Below are 16261 nucleotides of genomic sequence, written 5' to 3'. Positions count from 1 at the left end.
CGCCTGAGTTCAAGACGTCCCCCATCGACAACGACGCCGAAGGCTATAGGGCCATGGACGAACGTCGTGGGATCAAGACGCTGCTGCGTGTCTGCCCGTTACCTCGCGAGCGAATATCGGGTCGGGTTTCGCAACGGTGGGCAGGAAAAGAGATTACAGTATCGGTACGCTCAATGGGTTTATTTAGCCGGATCCGGATGAATTTTTGCGGTCACCGATAATTGATCGGATAATCTGGACAGCCACTACTAATATAACGTTTGCGTTCATTGCCGCGTCAAATCTCGAGGAAGAGCCATGAAACTTCAAATCAACAGTCAGACCTATCAGGTCGAGTCCGGTGATGACACGCCGCTTCTTTGGGTGATCCGTGATGAGCTCGGACTGACCGGTACCAAATATGGCTGCGGTCTGGCGCAATGCGGTGCCTGTTCTGTCTTGGTTGACGGCGAAATCGTTCGATCCTGTGTGACGCCGGTGGAGAGCGTGGTGGGTCGAAATATCACCACGATCGAAGCGATCGAAAATGATCCCGTCGGCAAGAAGGTCGTTGCCGCCTGGGTCGCGCACCAGGTTCCCCAATGTGGCTACTGTCAGTCGGGCCAGGTCATGGCGGCGACGGCACTGCTCAAGCAGACGGCCAAACCGTCTGAAGAGGATATCGCGGCTGCGATGATCAACCTCTGTCGTTGCGGAACCTACAACTCGATCAAGGCTGCCGTCCAGGAACTCTCTGGCCAGAAGGTGGAAACGCTATGAACGAGATCGACCGCAAACTCGCCTTGGAAAGCGAATTTCCCACTGGAGCGCCAGTCAACATTTCCCGCCGGGGCTTTCTTCTCGGCGCCGCGGGAACGACGGCGGGTGCTCTTGTGCTTGGTTTCGGAATACCGGTCGGCACCGCGCGGGCACAGCAGGCCGCAAGCACGATGGCGCCGGGCACGCGGGTTCCCGCGTTTCTTGAAATTCGGCCTGATAATACCGTGCGTTTCATGAGCCCGTTCGTCGAAGGTGGCCAGGGCGTTTTTACGGCGATGGCACAGATCGTTGGTGAAGAACTCGACATGGACCCAAGCTCGTTCATCGTGGAAAATGCGCCGACGGGCTCGGATTATCTGGTCGTGGGCGGCAAGATGCGCATTACCGGCGGCAGCATGTCCGTGAGGATGAGCTATGATACGATGCGCCGACTGGGTGCCCTTGCGCGTGCCATGATCCTTGAGGCAGCCGCAACGCGCCTGAATGTTCCAGTCGGTGAGCTGACAACCGAGCCTGGCCAGGTCATCCATGCCGCATCCGGCCGCAAGCTTGCCTATGGCGATGTTGCCACGGATGCGATGAGCCTTCCCGTGCCGGCTGCGGAAAGTGTGACGCTCAAGGAGCGCAGCCAGTTTCGCTGGATCGGCAAGCCTGTGAAACGGCTCGATGTTCTCGATAAGTCCACGGGCAGGGCCATCTATGCCATCGATTGCAAGGTCGATGGCATGCTGCATGCCGCCGTTCAGCATGCGCCACGCCTGGGCCTGTCAGTCGGCAGCATCCGCAATGAAACCGAAGTCAAGGCCATGGCCGGCGTGCATTCGGTCCATCGGCTGCCCGGCGCCGTTGCGGTCGTCGCGGAGAGATGGTGGAACGCCAAGCGCGCGGTGGAAGCGCTGCAAGTCGATTGGAATGAACCGGGCGCGCAGCCACTCATACCCGGCGTGCGCAATATGCCAGCGGATTTTTCCACCGCTGCCTTTAGCCAGCGTCTCGCCAACGAGGCTGGGGATGGGAAGGAGGCGGAGAAGGAAGGCGATGCTACGGGCGTTTTGGCCAGCGCTAAGACAGTCGTGTCCGCCACCTATCACAGCCAGTATGTTCATCATGCGCAGCTGGAGCCGCCGTCGGCGCTGGCCCGGTTCAACGATGATGGAACACTGGAGCTTTGGATACCCAATCAGGCCCCTGAAATGTTCCAGGCGGCGATCGCCAAGCTGACCGGCCTCGACCCGTCGAAGGTCAACATTCACAGCCCGCTGCTGGGTGGCTTTTTCGGCCGCCATTTCCTGTATGCGGCAGCCAATCCCTATCCCCAGGCCATTCAGCTTGCCAAGGAAGTCGGCCGCCCGGTCAAGCTGATCTGGAGCCGGGAGGAGGAATTCCTGCGCGATCCGCTGCGCCCGATGGCAGCGGTTCGCTTCCGAGGAGCACTCGACGACAAGGGCATGCCCGTTGCGCTTGAGGCGATTACCGTTTGCGAAGGGCCGACCGAAGGGATCTCCGGCCATAGCGCCGACAAGATCGACGAGACGGCGGTGGAAGGATTGACGGGCAAAGCCTATGCCATTCCCAATCGCCGCATCGCGCAGATCTACGTGGAAAACCCGACAATGCTCGCTTACTGGCGATCCGTCGGCAATTCCATGAACGATTTCCTCTACGAGTCCTTCCTGGACGAATTGGCGGACAAGGGAAAACAGGACCCGTTCGAGCTGCGCCTGCGGCTTCTGCAAGGTAACGAGCGATTGACCAACCTGCTCAAGGCGGTCGGAGACCTTTCTGGAGGCTGGAAGAGGGGGCCTTTCACAGCTGACGACGGTTCACGCAGAGCGCGAGGAGTGGCAATGGCATCACCCTTCGGCAGCCACACGGCAGCCATCGCAGAGGTTTCGATACGAAAGGGAGAGGTCGTCGTCCATGATGTCTGGGAAGCGATCGACCCTGGCAGCATCGTCAATCCGGCGATTATTGAAGCCCAGATCAATTCGGCAACGGCGCTCGGCCTCTCCCAGGTCCTGATGGAGGAGGCTATTTACAAAAATGGCGAGCCGATTGCCCGCAACTACGATCTTTATCCCATCCTGCCGCCTGATCGAATGGCGCGTGTGCATACGCGCATCGTCGAGAGCGGTGCGCAGATGGGCGGCATAGGAGAACCGGGGCTTCCCGCCGTTCCTCCGGCCGTCGCCAATGCGGTCTCCACATTGACGGGGCAGAGGATCCGCAGCATGCCGCTTTCTCAGTATACGTTTGAAAGCTAGGTCGTCATGCGGGGCCGCCCTGCTTTGCCTGGTTTCCCATCGCCTCGAACGGCGAGACGCCTTGTCTTCGGGAAACTGCGCAAGACTGAAGGGGCGTGCGCTCGTTGAAGCGATACAAGTCAAAGCCAAAAAGCAACAAACAAACAGGATGGATTGTCCTTGAAGAAAGCGCTCCTGGTTCTCCTCTTGATCGTCATTATCGCTGCCGGTGGCTTGGCGTGGTTTGTCACGCACAAGCCGTCTTCTCCCTTCGACCAGACGGCGGCAGCTCAAGCGCCTTCGCCAGAGCTCGCGCAGCGCGGCGAATATGTCGCCCGCCAGGCTGACTGCGTTGCCTGTCACAGCCTGCCAAACGGCAAACCTTTTGCCGGCGGCCTGGAAATGGGAACGCCATTGGGCTCGATATTCGCGACGAACATAACGCCTGACAAGGAAACCGGCATTGGCAACTATACATTGGCCGATTTCGATCGGGCGGTTCGGCACGGCGTTACGCCCGATGGCCGCCGGCTCTATCCGGCCATGCCGTATCCATCCTACGTGAAGATGAATGATGACGACATTCGCGCGCTCTACGCATTCTTCATGACTGGTGTGACGCCCGTCAATCAACCAAACAGGGAGTCGGACATCAAGTGGCCGCTGAACATGCGGTGGCCGCTGGCTCTTTGGAATGCCGTCTTTACCGACAAGGCTACCTATGTCGAGAAGACGTCGGGAGATGCGGTGTGGAACCGTGGCGCCTACCTCGTCCAGGCAGCCGGCCATTGCGGCAGCTGTCACACCCCACGCAGCCTGACCATGAATGAAAAGGCCCTGGACGAAAGCAGTCCGCTCTATCTCGCCGGGGCTCTCCTGGATGGCTGGTATGCGCCAAGCCTTCGTCAGGATCACAATACCGGGCTTGGCCGCTGGAGCGAGGACGATATCTACCAGTTCCTGAAGAACGGCAGGAACCAGCACGCCGTCGTCTTCGGCTCGATGACCGAGGCCTACAACAACTCCACCCAGTTCATGACCGACGATGATCTGCGCGCCATCAGCCATTATCTGAAATCACTGCCGGGGGACCCCACGCGCGATGGCACTCCCTGGCAATATCAGCCGGCGACATTGGTCAGCGCCTCGTCAACCGAACAACGCAATGCGGCCGGTGCACAGACATTTGCGGCCAAATGCGGCTTCTGTCATGGCAATGACGGCAAGGGCCGAAACCAGTGGATACCGCCACTGGCCGGTGCAGCCTCGTCGCTAGCCCAGGAAAACGCCTCGCAGATCAATGTGACGCTGAATGGATCGGGCCGCGTGGTCACCGCAGGCATCCCCGATGCCTACCGCATGCCGCCTTTCCGCGAGCAGCTTTCCGACGAGCAGGTCGCCGATGTCCTCTCCTATGTCCGCTCGACATGGGGCAACCATGGCGGGCCTGTCAGTCCCGACCAAGTCCGGGCTCTGCGCGAACATACCGATCCTGCAAGCAGCACTCCAATCATCCTGCAGATGCGGTGACTTATCGAGAAACCGCCGCGTTTTGAAAATTGAACGACAACCTCGATAGAATCCGGCAATCCGGCGGCGACCATGTGGGCGTCGCCGATCGTCTTGATTTTCTCCAGTGGATACTTTGCCAAACCCGGCGCGGTTCATTCCGAACTGCTTCGTTAAATCGCAAACGGCTCTTCATATCGCAGGATCCGGCCCGCATTTGCTAGGACGAGCAAGGTACTGACATTGTGGAGAAGCGCTGCAATGACGGCTCCCGCCATTCCAAGGAAGCCCAGGCTAGCAAGTCCAATGATCGCAACAGTCCAGCCAAGGCCGATGATGACGTTGGTTTTCAATGTCCGGCGGCAAAGCCTGCTGAGGCGGATGCATGTGCCGAGCCGTCGCAGATCGCTGCCGATCAGGATGATGTCCGAGGAGGCAAGCGCGATATCGGCACCGCTAGCGCCCATGGCAATCCCGACGGCACCGGCCTTAAGGGCGAGCGAGTCGTTGATCCCGTCGCCGACGACCAGAGGTTTGAAGCCGCTCTTCGTCTCGTTCAGCACGCGTTTCAGCTTGTCGGCGGGCAGAGCCTCAGCCGCGACATCGGTTATGCCGATTTCGCGCGCCAGGGCATGCGCGACCGATTGGCGGTCGCCGGTGAGCAGAAGCTGCCGGTTGAGCCCGAGCGCCCGCAGCTCCGTCATCGCAACCGCCGCTTCCGGCTTGACCGTGTCCGACAGCAGAAGCCAGGCGACAAACTCTCCGCCGATGGAAATGCCGGCGAGCGGACCGTCATGCGCGGGAACCGAGGGAATGGTGACGGACAGGCGTTCGAACAGTTCGGGGCGTCCAAGGGCCACCTCGCCGGTTGCCGTGCCCGCAACCACGCCCAGTCCTTGAAGTTCCCGGATGCCTGTCAGCGGGTGATAGGCATCGTGGGTGACGAGCGAGGCGAGCGCCCGGCTGACCGGATGGCTGCTGGCAGCCCCCAGTGATGCCGCCAAGGCCAGAACGGTTTCCTGGTCCGTATTGCCCGTCAGCCTGACCTCCTGCAGCCGAAGCCGGCCGAAAGTGAGGGTGCCGGTCTTGTCGATGACCAGGGAGGTCAGATCGGCCAGCTCTTCGAGAAATGCCGAGCTGCGGATGAGGATGCCGTGGCGTGCGGCGACCGCGATACCGGCAATCGCCGTTGCCGGCGCTGACAGAACCAGGGCGCAGGGGCAGGCCGCGACCAGGATCGCAAGCATGATCTGGTCATTGTAGGTGAGGAACCAGGCGATGGCCGCGATCGTCAGCACGAAGCCCAGATATTGCTGGGCGTAGCGCTCCAAGAGCCGGGTGATCGGCGGCTTTGAGTTTTCCGCGCGCTGCATCAGCGCGATGACTTTTCCAAGCGTCGACTCCTCGCCGGTTCGGGTCACCTCGATCTCGAGGCGGCCGTCCAGATTGATCGCGCCGCCGAAGACCTCCATGCCGGCGGAGACTTCGAGAGGCACGGATTCGCCGGTGATCGGCGCGGTATCGAGGCTTGCTTGTCCCACCCTGATACGACCATCGGCGGGAATGCGGTCTCCCGCTCTCACCTCCACCAGGTCGCCCGGTTTCAGCGCGGCATTGTCGACTTCACGCGTCGAGCCATCCGGCGTGATCAGCCGTGCGTGGCTGTGCGTCAGACGCGCCAGCGCCTCCATCGCTTCTTTCGATCCGATGACGCTGCGCTCTTCCAGCACATGGCCGAATATCATGATGATCGGGAGGAGGGCGGCGGTCAGCAGGTCGCCTGTCGCCCAGGCGGCCAGCATTGCAAGGGCGATCAATTGATCGGTGATGCCATGCAGGCTTGGATGACGCAGACTATGCCAACCGGAGCGGATGACCGGAACCGCGACGATCAGCGAGGCCGCCGCCAGCAGAAGCTGGCTGACGCCCTCTTCATCCGGCGCAAGCCAGCGCCAGGCGATGCCAAGCGCAAGTAGGCTCAAGGCGATCATGGCGAGAGTGAGCTGAACGGCCGCCGCCTGCTTTTCGTTGGCGGTCAGCAGGCCGGCGCTGAGTATATGGCCATGGTGGTGCGTGTGGCCATGGGAGCCGTGCGAATGATCGGTCGCGACACTCATTTATCGGCTCCCTGTAGAATGAGGCGCGCATCGTCCCTGGGGTCGACCGTGACCACCGAGCCTGCCTGCGACAGGATTTTGGCAACGCGATCGCGATAGAGGCGCCAGAGGAGACCGGGATCGCTATCGGAGCTTTGCGCGCTCGCAAAGCCGGTGACGGTGGCCGTGTCAGTGCGCGCCTTTGCCAGACGTTCGCTGGATTGGGCTTCCGCCACCTGCACGATCCGGTCGGCTTCCTGATCGGCGGCTTGTCTGTCCTTCTCCGCATCGTTCTGTGCCGACGCAATCGCCTGCTCTGCCTGCTGGCTTGCCGTCAGCACTCCATCGAAGGCGCTCACGGCTGCCACCGGAAGTGCGGATTGAACGTCGGCGCGGTCGATCTCGATCCCGAGACCCATGCCCTTCGCTTTCAGTGCGCCTAGGCTGGCGTTGATGCTGTTCACAAGGTCGGCGCGCAAGCGCTCGCGGCGTTCGGCGACATCGCTGTCGGCGGAGACCAGCTCCGGGCGCGCCACCAGAATGCTGTCCAGATCGCGGGAAGCGCAGATCACGACGGCGCTACGGGTCACAAGGCGGTCGAGCGCGGGAAGGATATGGTCCTGTTGCAGGGCATAGGCGAATGGGTCGGTCACCCGATAAAACACGCGGATGTCGAGCTGAACGACACTGGCGTCGGCGGTCAAAAGATATCCTGATCCCGCCAGGGTATCGCTTTCTATCTCAGCCTCGGCCCCGCCGGTCTGCGCGGCTGGCGAACGAAGCAATCCATCGATCCGGCGTTCCAGAACCGTTGCGGCGTCGGGCAGAAGCAAGACCTTCTCGAACGGCGCGGGCAGGGCCCACAGCAGGCCGGATTCCTGCACCCGGTTCAAGGCGCCCAGGCGAAAGACGACGGCCCGATTTTGTGGTGCGATCTCCCTGATATTCGATGTTGCCCAGCCGGCGGCCGCAAGCACCATGACCGCTGACAGCAGCATGGACACCAGACGAACAGCCTGATGTTGCGCCGTCGAATTCCTATCCCCGACCGCATCCATCTCTAATGTGCTCCGCCAGCCGATGCGGCGCTGGGCGGTCCATCGACCAGTGCCCGGAAAGGTGCGGCATCGGTGCGCAGAACAAGGCGGGTATTGGAATTGACGATGGTGCCGAGCGTGTCGAGGGAGCGGAGCAGTTCGTAAAGTTCCGGCGCGCTCTTATAGGCCGTTCCATAGATCTGTGCTGCCTCGACACGGGATTTAGCTTCTATATTGGCGGCCTTCACGGTCGCGTCCGCCTGCAGCACTCGTGCGTCCCGTTCGGCTGCGGAGCGGATTTCCGCGGCCTGGCGCTTGCCGACCGCCGCACGTTCGGTGGCGATCGTCTCACGCTCGGCCCGCATGCGGTCGACAGTGGCGTTTAGGGTCACGGAGGGCAGGGTCAGGCGTTCGATGCCGACATCGACAACCTGCAAGCCATAGGTATCGAACAATTGCTGCGCGATCTGGGCTTTGAGCTGCTCCTCCAGCGCATCGATCCGAAGTTTGTCCGGATCGGGATTGATCAGTGACGACAGGTCGAAATTGCTGGCCGTGGTTTCCAGCGACGACCCGAGGAACGTACGGATCTGAGCGGCCGCCTGGTCCGGCTGGTTCTGAACCGACCGGACGAAGCGCTTGATGGCATCCGGGTCGGGCGGGACCTGCCAGATCGCATAGGCCTGCGCGATGATCCGCAGCCCATCCTTGGTTCCGACATCCTGCAGGCCGCTGGACGTCGATTTGGCGCGCAGATCGACGTCGATGGTTTTCTCCAGGGGAATGGGCAGCCGGAGAGCGAGACCGGGATCGATCAGAACGCGAGCCGGATTGCCAAACCTGGTGATGATGGTCGCAGCTCCCGATCTCACCTGGACGAGACAGGCGGCGACCAGAATGATGGCGACGACGATCATCGCGACGATCAGGCGAGACCACCGAAAGGGCATCGTCTCGTTGTGATCATCGCCGTGAGAATGATGATGATCGTGCTCGTGATGGTCCGAGCCCAAATGGGCGTGCGCGTCAGTCATGGGCCGGTTTCTTCGCTTTGGTATGGGGTGCTAGGTTCGGCACTTGTGTAGGGATCGACCGGCAAAGTCATGCTCCGGAGATCGAGGGTCGGAGCGATGCTTCCACCGATGCGGTGATCAAGGACGAGAGCCTTTGAATGGGATAATCCCATCGTCAGTTGATTGAAATATTCCTCTGTCAGAAATGCCTGTCCCGCCTCGTGGAAGGCGGATTGTTCGGCCTGGAAGCGCAGTTTTGCGACTTCCGAAGCCGCAATGCCTTCCCTTGCGGTCGCCGTCGCATTGTCCTGCTGGAGGCTGGCATTCAATTGCGCCTCGTTCGTCTGCTCGGCTGCCATTCCCCGCTCGCGCGCAACCAGTGCCTCGGCGCTGATCTGCGCCGCCTGGACGCCGTGAAAGGCATTGGCCGCGCCGGCGGGCGGGTGGATGGCCTCGACGACGACCGCCAGAATTTCCACGCCGCTGTCCAGCTCATCCATGTTCTTCTGGACGGCGGAGGCGATATCGTTTGCAAGCGACAACCGGCCTTCGCTCAAGACATCGTTGAGCGTTCTCCTGGCAAAATCATGGACCAGCACGCGGTTTGCGGTGCTTTCGATCAGGGCTGGCAGATCGGCGACTCGATAGGCCGCCTTCATCGCCGCCTGATCCGAAAGGCCGATGCGGTAGACGAAGCGCACGTCCATGTTGACGATCTGAAAGCTTTGCTCGCCGCCATTGCCACTGGCGATGATTTGCGATTTCTCGCTGATATGCGAAGCATCCCACAGCCGGTTCGCACTTTCCGGCGCTGGCCCCTCGGCGTCGGCTAGCGGTTCGCCATTGTCGCTCGTGCTGACGGCGGTTGCCAGCTCGTGCACGCTGCCGTTCTCGACGGGAATGACACGGCCGAACGGCCATGGAAGACCGATGTGAAGGCCGGAATGCAGGATGCCCTCGGCCTTGCCGAACCGCTCGTATACGCCCCGGCCGGTCATCGGAATTTCATGCACGCCGCTCAACAGCCAGCCTAGAAGCAGCGTTCCGAGAATGATGGCCGGCGCGGCCTTTCGAATGAACGAAAAGGCCCAGATCTGCCGAAGATCGATGCCATGCCTGGTCCGCAATTCCGATTGAATGCCGACCAATGGCTGGGGCGGCCACTGAAGAGCACCTGCGACAAGGCTTGTGGCGATCAGTGCCGGCTCGCGGCTGTCGTTTTGCGGACGGAACATGGAGGCGATCGCGCGGATCAGGAACTCAATTCCGACCAGCGCGACAAAGCCTCCCAGCGCCGCCAGAAGCTTGATGGAGAGCCCGGACCCGCGCGTGCTCAAAAACAGGCAGAAGCAAGACAGGACGAGCACGAAAATGGGCACGCGCGCCAGGTGCGAAATTGCTTTTGCCTCGGGCCATTCTATCGCATCGATCGCGGCGAGCCGCCTTTCCGTCACCAGCAGAAGAAAGCCGAAAGCCAGACAGACCGCAATGATGAGAAAGGTCATCGTCCCGATCACTATCTCGTCTGCCTTCAGGCTCCAGCCGGCATAGACGATCAAACATGCGAAGAGGGCGAGGCCAAAGACCACGAGCGCGCGGGCGCCGATGCGCGACAGCAGCGACTGCCCGGTGAGGAATGCTCTCCCGGTCCAGCGCTCAACCCGATCCGGCTCATGCGTTTCCTGTGACGACCACGGCGACGCCAGCAAGGCAATCAACCATTGCATTGACCTTCCAAGCGGGATGCCGGCAAGGCCGGCCTGCTCTCGTCGCCACCGCGCGACGTCGTGGGCGGATCGGAGCCCGGTCCCAAACAGGATAAGTGCGGCCGCGTTATTGCAGAAGAACGCGATCCAGATCGCGTTGAGGCTGAACATATTTGCAATCAGAGCACAGAGCAGAAGCAGGACCGCGAAAATCGACACATAGACGCCCTGGCTTGCGAGGTCATGGGCTTGAACCGCCGCAAGCTGGAAATTTGCTCGGTCTTTGATCTCAGGAAGCTGATGTCTATTGTCGGAACTCATTTTTGGCGTTGCCATGCTTTATGCGCTCTTCCATGCAGCTTTAAAGAAAGGTCTATATCCATTCTCGCCAGCATCATGAGTAGGGTGTGGCGATACGTTATTACGTATCGCTCTCTTATCTGCAAGGCCTCGCTTTGATACTGCCGTGCCACTGCTCCATAGCTAAGCGTAGGGTCTATGAGGTCACGACCGGCGTCGGTCGTGACCTCATAGACAAGCTGATTTTGCTAATAACTTCGGTGTCGGGCTTTTCAGCGCGGTCAGCGTTCCGAACCAGTTTACACCTTGGCCGTTTCCCGCGGTATCCGGAACCATGCCACGTAAAGGGCGGGCAGGAACAATAGCGTCAGGACCGTGCCGACGACGATGCCACCCATCATGGCATAGGCCATCGGTCCCCAGAACACTTCTCGCGAAATCGGGATCAGGGCGAGCGTGGCGGCGGCAGCCGTCAGCATGATCGGCCGCATGCGGTGTTCGGTTGCCTCGATTACTGCCTGCCAAGCACTGACCCCCGTTTCCCGCAGATGCTCGATCTGCACCACGAGGATGACCGAGTTTCGGATCAGGATGCCGATCAATGCCAGCACGCCCAATATCGCAACGAAGCCGAGTGGCGCGTTGCTCATCAACAGGGCGACCACCACACCGATGAGGGCTGTGGGAGCGACCGCGAAGACCAGGAACAGCCGGCTGAAGCTTTGCAGCTGGATCATCAGGATCGTCGCCATCACGAACAGCATCATTGGCGCGACGGCGGCGATCGGTCCCTGTGCCTTGGCACTTTCCTCGACGGCGCCGCCAACGACGATCGAATAGCCGACCGGCAATGTCTTTTCGAACTGCTCGACCTTGGCGTCGAGCTGGCTGACGACCGTTGCCGGTTGGATCGCTCCGATCACGCCAGCCTTGACCGTAATCGTCGGGATACGCGCGCGACGCCAGATGGTCGGCTGCTCCAGCTCGTAGCGGAAGGTCGCCACGGCAGACAGGGGGACCGCTTTTCCGTTCGAAGCCGGCAATTGCAGGTTCTGGAGCGTTTCGATGGAACCGCGCTCCGCCGTCTGGGCACGCCCGATCACGTCGATCAGGTAGATGTTGTCGCGGATCTGGGTCGTGGACGATCCTTCGACGATGCTGTTGAGCGCGGTGGCGATGTCCTCGGATGAGACACCCAGCTGGCGTGCCTTGTCCTGGAGCACATCGATCTTGACGACGCGCGCCGGCTCGTTCCAGTCGAAGATGATGCCGGTCAGCGACGGATTGCTGCCCATGACGCCGGCAAAGTCCTGGGCTATGCCGCGGACCTTCTGGATGTCCGGACCGCTTATCCGGTATTGGACAGGCTTGCCGACCGGCGGGCCGATGTCGAGCAGCTTTACGAAGGCATCCGTGCCCGGGAAGGTCTTGTTGAGATAGTCCTGAAGTTCCGCCCGCACCTTGTCGCGCACCTCCAGGCTCTTCGTGACGATGACCGTCTGGCCGAAGGTCACGTCCGGCGTCTGCACGTCGAACGACAGGATGAAGCGCGGCGCGCCCTGTCCGACATAGGTGGTCCAGTGATCGATGCCCGGGTTGTTCGCAAGCTTCTCACGTTCGAACTGGGCCATTTGCCGGTTCGTTTCTGTAATCGAGCTATTATGCGGCAGGTTCCAGTCGACGATGAGCTCCGGCCGGTCCGATGATGGGAAGAATTGCTGCTGCACGTAGCCCATGCCGACAATGGAGAGGGCAAAGGCAAAGACGGTCAGGGCAATGGTTATCCATCGGAACCGCATCGCTGTCGTCAATAGCCGCGAAAACAGCGAGGCGAACCAGCCCTTTTTGTCGTGATGCTTCTTCATGGTCTTGGGCAGGATCGTCACCCCCAGCAGTGGGGTGAAGAGAACCGCCACAATCCATGAGACGAGCAGCGACACCGCGATGACGACGAAGAGAGTGAAGGTGAACTCGCCGGCCGCGCTATCGTTGAGGCCGATTGGAATGAAGCCTGCGACCGTGACGAGCGTGCCGGTGAGCATCGGGAATGCCGTCGAGGTGTAGACATAGGTGGCAGCTTTGCGCAGGTCGTCGCCGACCTCCAGACGCGCAACCATCATTTCGACCGCGATCATGGCGTCGTCGACCAGCAAGCCAAGCGCAATGATCAGGGCGCCAAGCGAGATGCGCTGTAGCGAGATGCCGGAATAAGCCATCACCACGAACGTAATGGCAAGGACGAGTGGGATGGATATCGCGACGACAAGACCGGCCCTCAGTCCAAGGCTGATGAAGCTGATCGCAAGCACGATGGCAATGGCTTCGAAGAGGGCGCGCGTAAAGCCGGAGACGGCCTCGTCGACCACGGCCGGCTGGTCCGAGACGCGGTGAACATCGACGCCCACCGGCAGGTCCGCAACGATCTCGTCGACCTTCTTTTCCAGGGCCTTCCCGAATTCGAGCAGGTTGGCGCCCTGCTTCATGCCGATGGCAAGGCCGATCGCCGGCTCGCCGTTGACGCGGAAGAGCGAGGATGGCGGATCGACATAGCCGCGCTTGATCGTCGCGACGTCGGTCAGCGGAAAGAAGCGGTCGTTGACCCGCAAGTTGATCGCCCGCAGGCTTTCCTCGGAAGAGAACTGACCGCCCACTCTAAGCGCGATACGCTCAGGTCCTGCCTCCACGAAACCGGACTGGGTGACGGCATTCTGCGCCTGTAGCGTCGAGATGATGGCGGACCGGTCGATGCCGAGCGCCGCGATCTTGCGGGTCGAGAATTCCAGATAGACGGCTTCGTCCTGCGCGCCGATGATGTCGACCTTGCCGACATTCGGAACGGTCAGGATTCTGGCGCGTGCGTCTTCGACGCGATCGCGAAGTTGCCTCTGGGTGAGCCCGTCGCTGGTGAATGCAAAGATGTTGCCATAGACGTCGCCGAAGCGGTCGTTGAAGAACGGACCCACCACGCCGGACGGAAAATCGCCCTTGATGTCCGCAACCATGTTGCGGACGCGGACCCAGGTGGCTTCGACATTCTTGGCTTTTGTCGTCGCAAGCAGCTCGACGAAGATGGTCGTCTGCCCCGCAACGGTTTCACTGCGGGTGTAATCGAGGGACTCGAGCTCCTCCAGCTTCTTTTCAATGCGATCGGTCACCTGCTTGGTGACTTCCTCGGCGGAGGCGCCCGGCCATTGTGCCTGGATGACCATGGTCTTGATGGTGAAGGAAGGGTCCTCTTCGCGGCCGAGCCCGATATAGGAAAACACGCCGGCGAGAATGAAGACGATCATGAAATACCAGACCATCGAACGATGTTCGAGTGCCCAGTCGGAGAGGTTGAAGGTCTTCAAAGCTGGTTCTCCTGCGTAAGTTTGACCTTCTGGCCATCTGTCAGATGATGAACGCCCGCGATCGCGACGCGGTCACCAATCTTGAGCCCGTCGAGGATCCGCACATGGTCAGGATCGGAAAAGGAGCCGTCCAGGGTAACCGGCTTGCGGGAGACCGTCGCTTTCTCCGTGTCGATCACCCAGACATTCGGCTTGCCGTCCTGCAGCAGAATTGCGGTCGACGGCAGGGAGATGGTGGGTTCGCCGTTGACGACGGCGCTTGCGGTGATGATCGACCCCAGGCGGAAAGCATCCGGCGGGTTGCTGAGCGTGATCCTTGTCCGTCTTGTCCGTGTGGTCGCCTCCGATTCAGGGGCGATTTCACGCACGATGCCGGTGACCCTGATGGTCGGATCAAGCTGCAGGGCGATCTCGAATGGCGATCCCGGCTTCAGCCCATCGAGGCTTGCTTCGGGAATGTCGATGACCGCTTCGCGCACATCGGGGCGCGCGACGGTGAGCACGGTCTGCCCCGCCGAGACCACCTGACCGACTTCCGCCGAGGTTGCGGTGACGACGCCGTCGAATTCCGCTTTCAGCTGAGCATAGCCAAGCTGCTCTTCCGCCTTCGCCAGATTGGCTTGCGACTTGGCGACGGCGGCGGCGGCCGATTTCTGCGCCTGCTCGGCGCTTTCAAGCGCCGCTTCACTGCCCGATCTGGATTCGGCAAGCGAACGCTGGCGTTCTTCCGACGCTGAGGCATTGGTCAACTGCGCCTGGCTGTTCGAAAGATCAGCGCGCGCGCTGCGGACGGCAAGTTCGAGCGAAAGCGGATCGATCGCGGCGACCACCTGTCCCTTGGTGACGAGATCGCCGACATTGACGTCGCGCGCGATGACCCGCCCAAGGACGCGGAAACCGAGGTCCGTCTCGATCCTCGGTTCGATCGTGCCCGGCAGCTGCAGGCTGACGACCGGCTCTGTCTTGATGACGGTCGACAGAACCGGCCGCACCTTCTGTTCGGTATCGGTGGGCTTGCTGTCGCAGGAAGACAGTGCCGATATGGCCAGCAGCAGCGATGCTGCGATCACGGCGTTTTTCATTTCGCGGCCTCCTGGGTGCGATCGACGCGCTGGCCGGGGCGCAGAAATTTTCCGCCTTCGGTGATGACGATCTCTTGCGGTTTCAGTCCGCTGCTGACCGCGAATTGTCCGGTTTCGTATTCGGCGACCTGAATTTTCCGCAAGGAGACTTCACTTGTCGCGGGGTCGACGACCCATACCGCCGGCTGACCGCCCGCCGATGCCATGGCACTCCACGGCAGAAGGATCGCTTCTGGTGATGGCTTGCTGAACGTTCCGGCAACAGCCGCGCCAAGCGGCAAGTCCCCACCATTATCCAGCCCGACCTTGACCTTTATGGTGCCGGTGGAGGCATCGATCGTCGGTGATATCTCTCTGATCGTGGCGGTTACCTGCTTGGGAGCGCCGGACAGCAGGGTGACGACCACCTGCTTGTCAGGCTGCTCCTTCAGAAACAGGGATTCGAACACGTTGAAAACCGCGTCGCGCGGACCGTCATGGGCAAGCGTGAAGATGGACTGCGCCGCCTGGGCCACCTGGCCGGCCTCGGCATTGCGCGCCGTAATGATCCCGTCCGCGTCGGCGCGCAGTTCCGTATAGGAAAGCGCATCCCTGGCGGTCTCGAGCTGGGCCTTTGCGGATTCTTCGGACCCCTGAGCGGTCAGAAGCGTCTCGTGTGCCGAATCGTAGGCGGCGCGGGTGGTCACCTGGTTCTTGAAGAGGCTTTCCTGGCGGGTTTCGGCGAGCTGCGCCTGAGTGAGCTGCGCTTCAGCCGCCTGAAGGCTTGCCGTCGCAACGTCGACATCGGCCCGTTGCTCTTCGGCATCGATCTTCGCCAGAAGATCGCCTGCCTTGACCTTGGCGCCGACATCGACGCTTCGCTCGATGATTCTGCCGCTGACGCGAAACGAAAGTTCCGATTCGATGCGGGCCTTCACTTCACCGGTCACGGTCGTCTGTGCGGTGGGTTTGCTGAACGCTGTCTCGATAGCCCTGACGTTTTGCGACGTCTGTGCGGCGGGCGCGTCCTTCTGATCGCAGGACGATAGGGCCAGCGTCAGTGCGAGCAGCCCCATGATGGGTGCCAATCTATTCATACATCCCCCGAGCGCGGGTTTTACGGTTGCGCATGTCCAATATTATTGACTGACCGACTAGTCAATGAAATAATCTGTTACAATTTAGAT

General features: G+C 61.0%; 10 protein-coding genes. 3 read left to right on the top strand and 7 right to left on the bottom strand.

Going from position 1 to position 16261, the window contains the following annotated elements; all coding sequences use genetic code 11:
* Positions 1-297 precede the first annotated feature (297 nt).
* The 3 genes from EX00_RS16825 to EX00_RS16815 all read left to right on the top strand — a co-directional run bounded on the left by EX00_RS16825 (position 298) and on the right by EX00_RS16815 (position 4532).
* A complete protein-coding gene (locus tag EX00_RS16825; RefSeq protein ID WP_047459941.1) occupies positions 298-759 on the top strand; it encodes a (2Fe-2S)-binding protein in 462 nt (153 codons plus the stop codon).
* The gene (locus EX00_RS16820; protein WP_047459939.1) at positions 756-3023 is read left to right on the top strand and encodes a xanthine dehydrogenase family protein molybdopterin-binding subunit; all 2268 of its coding nucleotides are present in this window, start codon (positions 756-758) and stop codon (positions 3021-3023) included. The genes EX00_RS16825 and EX00_RS16820 overlap by 4 nt, the downstream gene beginning before the upstream one ends.
* 159 nt (positions 3024-3182) lie before the next feature.
* Positions 3183-4532: a c-type cytochrome gene (locus EX00_RS16815; RefSeq protein WP_047459937.1), complete on the top strand. Its 1350-nt coding sequence runs from the start codon at positions 3183-3185 to the stop codon at positions 4530-4532.
* Between the two features lie 152 nt (positions 4533-4684).
* On the opposite strand, the gene EX00_RS16810 is transcribed toward EX00_RS16815, so the two are convergent.
* The 7 genes from EX00_RS16810 to EX00_RS16780 form a co-directional block, all read right to left on the bottom strand.
* Positions 4685-6628 (bottom strand): heavy metal translocating P-type ATPase, encoded by a 1944-nt coding sequence (locus EX00_RS16810; RefSeq protein WP_047459934.1) that lies wholly within the window; start codon positions 6626-6628, stop codon positions 4685-4687.
* A complete protein-coding gene (gene hflK / locus EX00_RS16805) occupies positions 6625-7665 on the bottom strand; it encodes a protease modulator HflK (RefSeq protein ID WP_047459931.1) in 1041 nt (346 codons plus the stop codon). The genes EX00_RS16810 and hflK (EX00_RS16805) overlap by 4 nt, the downstream gene beginning before the upstream one ends.
* A 2-nt stretch (positions 7666-7667) precedes the next feature.
* Complete coding sequence (gene hflC / locus EX00_RS16800; RefSeq protein WP_047459929.1) at positions 7668-8678, bottom strand: protease modulator HflC; 1011 nt, start codon at positions 8676-8678, stop codon at positions 7668-7670.
* Positions 8675-10699, bottom strand: coding sequence for a protease modulator HflK (gene hflK / locus EX00_RS16795; RefSeq protein WP_080761264.1), 2025 nt, complete (start codon positions 10697-10699; stop codon positions 8675-8677). The genes hflC and hflK (EX00_RS16795) overlap by 4 nt, the downstream gene beginning before the upstream one ends.
* Positions 10700-10962: 263 nt before the next feature.
* Positions 10963-14013, bottom strand: a complete 3051-nt coding sequence (locus EX00_RS16790) for an efflux RND transporter permease subunit (protein WP_047459924.1) — start codon at positions 14011-14013, stop codon at positions 10963-10965.
* Positions 14010-15095, bottom strand: a complete 1086-nt coding sequence (locus tag EX00_RS16785) for an efflux RND transporter periplasmic adaptor subunit (protein ID WP_047459922.1) — start codon at positions 15093-15095, stop codon at positions 14010-14012. The genes EX00_RS16790 and EX00_RS16785 overlap by 4 nt, the downstream gene beginning before the upstream one ends.
* On the bottom strand, positions 15092-16171 hold the full coding sequence (locus EX00_RS16780; RefSeq protein WP_047459919.1) for an efflux RND transporter periplasmic adaptor subunit: 1080 nt from the start codon (positions 16169-16171) through the stop codon (positions 15092-15094). The genes EX00_RS16785 and EX00_RS16780 overlap by 4 nt, the downstream gene beginning before the upstream one ends.
* Between the last annotated feature and the right edge of the window lie 90 nt (positions 16172-16261).

Origin of the sequence: Martinezella rhizogenes (assembly GCF_000799715.1) — a bacterium.
Lineage (GTDB): Bacteria > Pseudomonadota > Alphaproteobacteria > Rhizobiales > Rhizobiaceae > Rhizobium > Rhizobium rhizogenes_C.
The sequence above is the reverse complement of the archived record's forward strand: the minus strand, read 5'-3'. Positions and strand labels throughout refer to the sequence as shown.

What these genes read in the sequence shown, in the direction of transcription:
- EX00_RS16825 (WP_047459941.1), top strand. Translation starts at nt 298, where the DNA reads ATGAAACTTCAAATCAACAGTCAGACCTATCAGGTCGAGTCCGGTGAT.
- EX00_RS16820 (WP_047459939.1), top strand. Translation starts at nt 756, where the DNA reads ATGAACGAGATCGACCGCAAACTCGCCTTGGAAAGCGAATTTCCCACT.
- EX00_RS16810 (WP_047459934.1), bottom strand. Translation starts at nt 6,628, where the DNA reads ATGAGTGTCGCGACCGATCATTCGCACGGCTCCCATGGCCACACGCAC.
- hflK (WP_047459931.1), bottom strand. Translation starts at nt 7,665, where the DNA reads ATGGATGCGGTCGGGGATAGGAATTCGACGGCGCAACATCAGGCTGTT.
- hflC (WP_047459929.1), bottom strand. Translation starts at nt 8,678, where the DNA reads ATGACTGACGCGCACGCCCATTTGGGCTCGGACCATCACGAGCACGAT.
- hflK (WP_080761264.1), bottom strand. Translation starts at nt 10,699, where the DNA reads ATGGCAACGCCAAAAATGAGTTCCGACAATAGACATCAGCTTCCTGAG.
- EX00_RS16785 (WP_047459922.1), bottom strand. Translation starts at nt 15,095, where the DNA reads ATGAAAAACGCCGTGATCGCAGCATCGCTGCTGCTGGCCATATCGGCA.
- EX00_RS16780 (WP_047459919.1), bottom strand. Translation starts at nt 16,171, where the DNA reads ATGAATAGATTGGCACCCATCATGGGGCTGCTCGCACTGACGCTGGCC.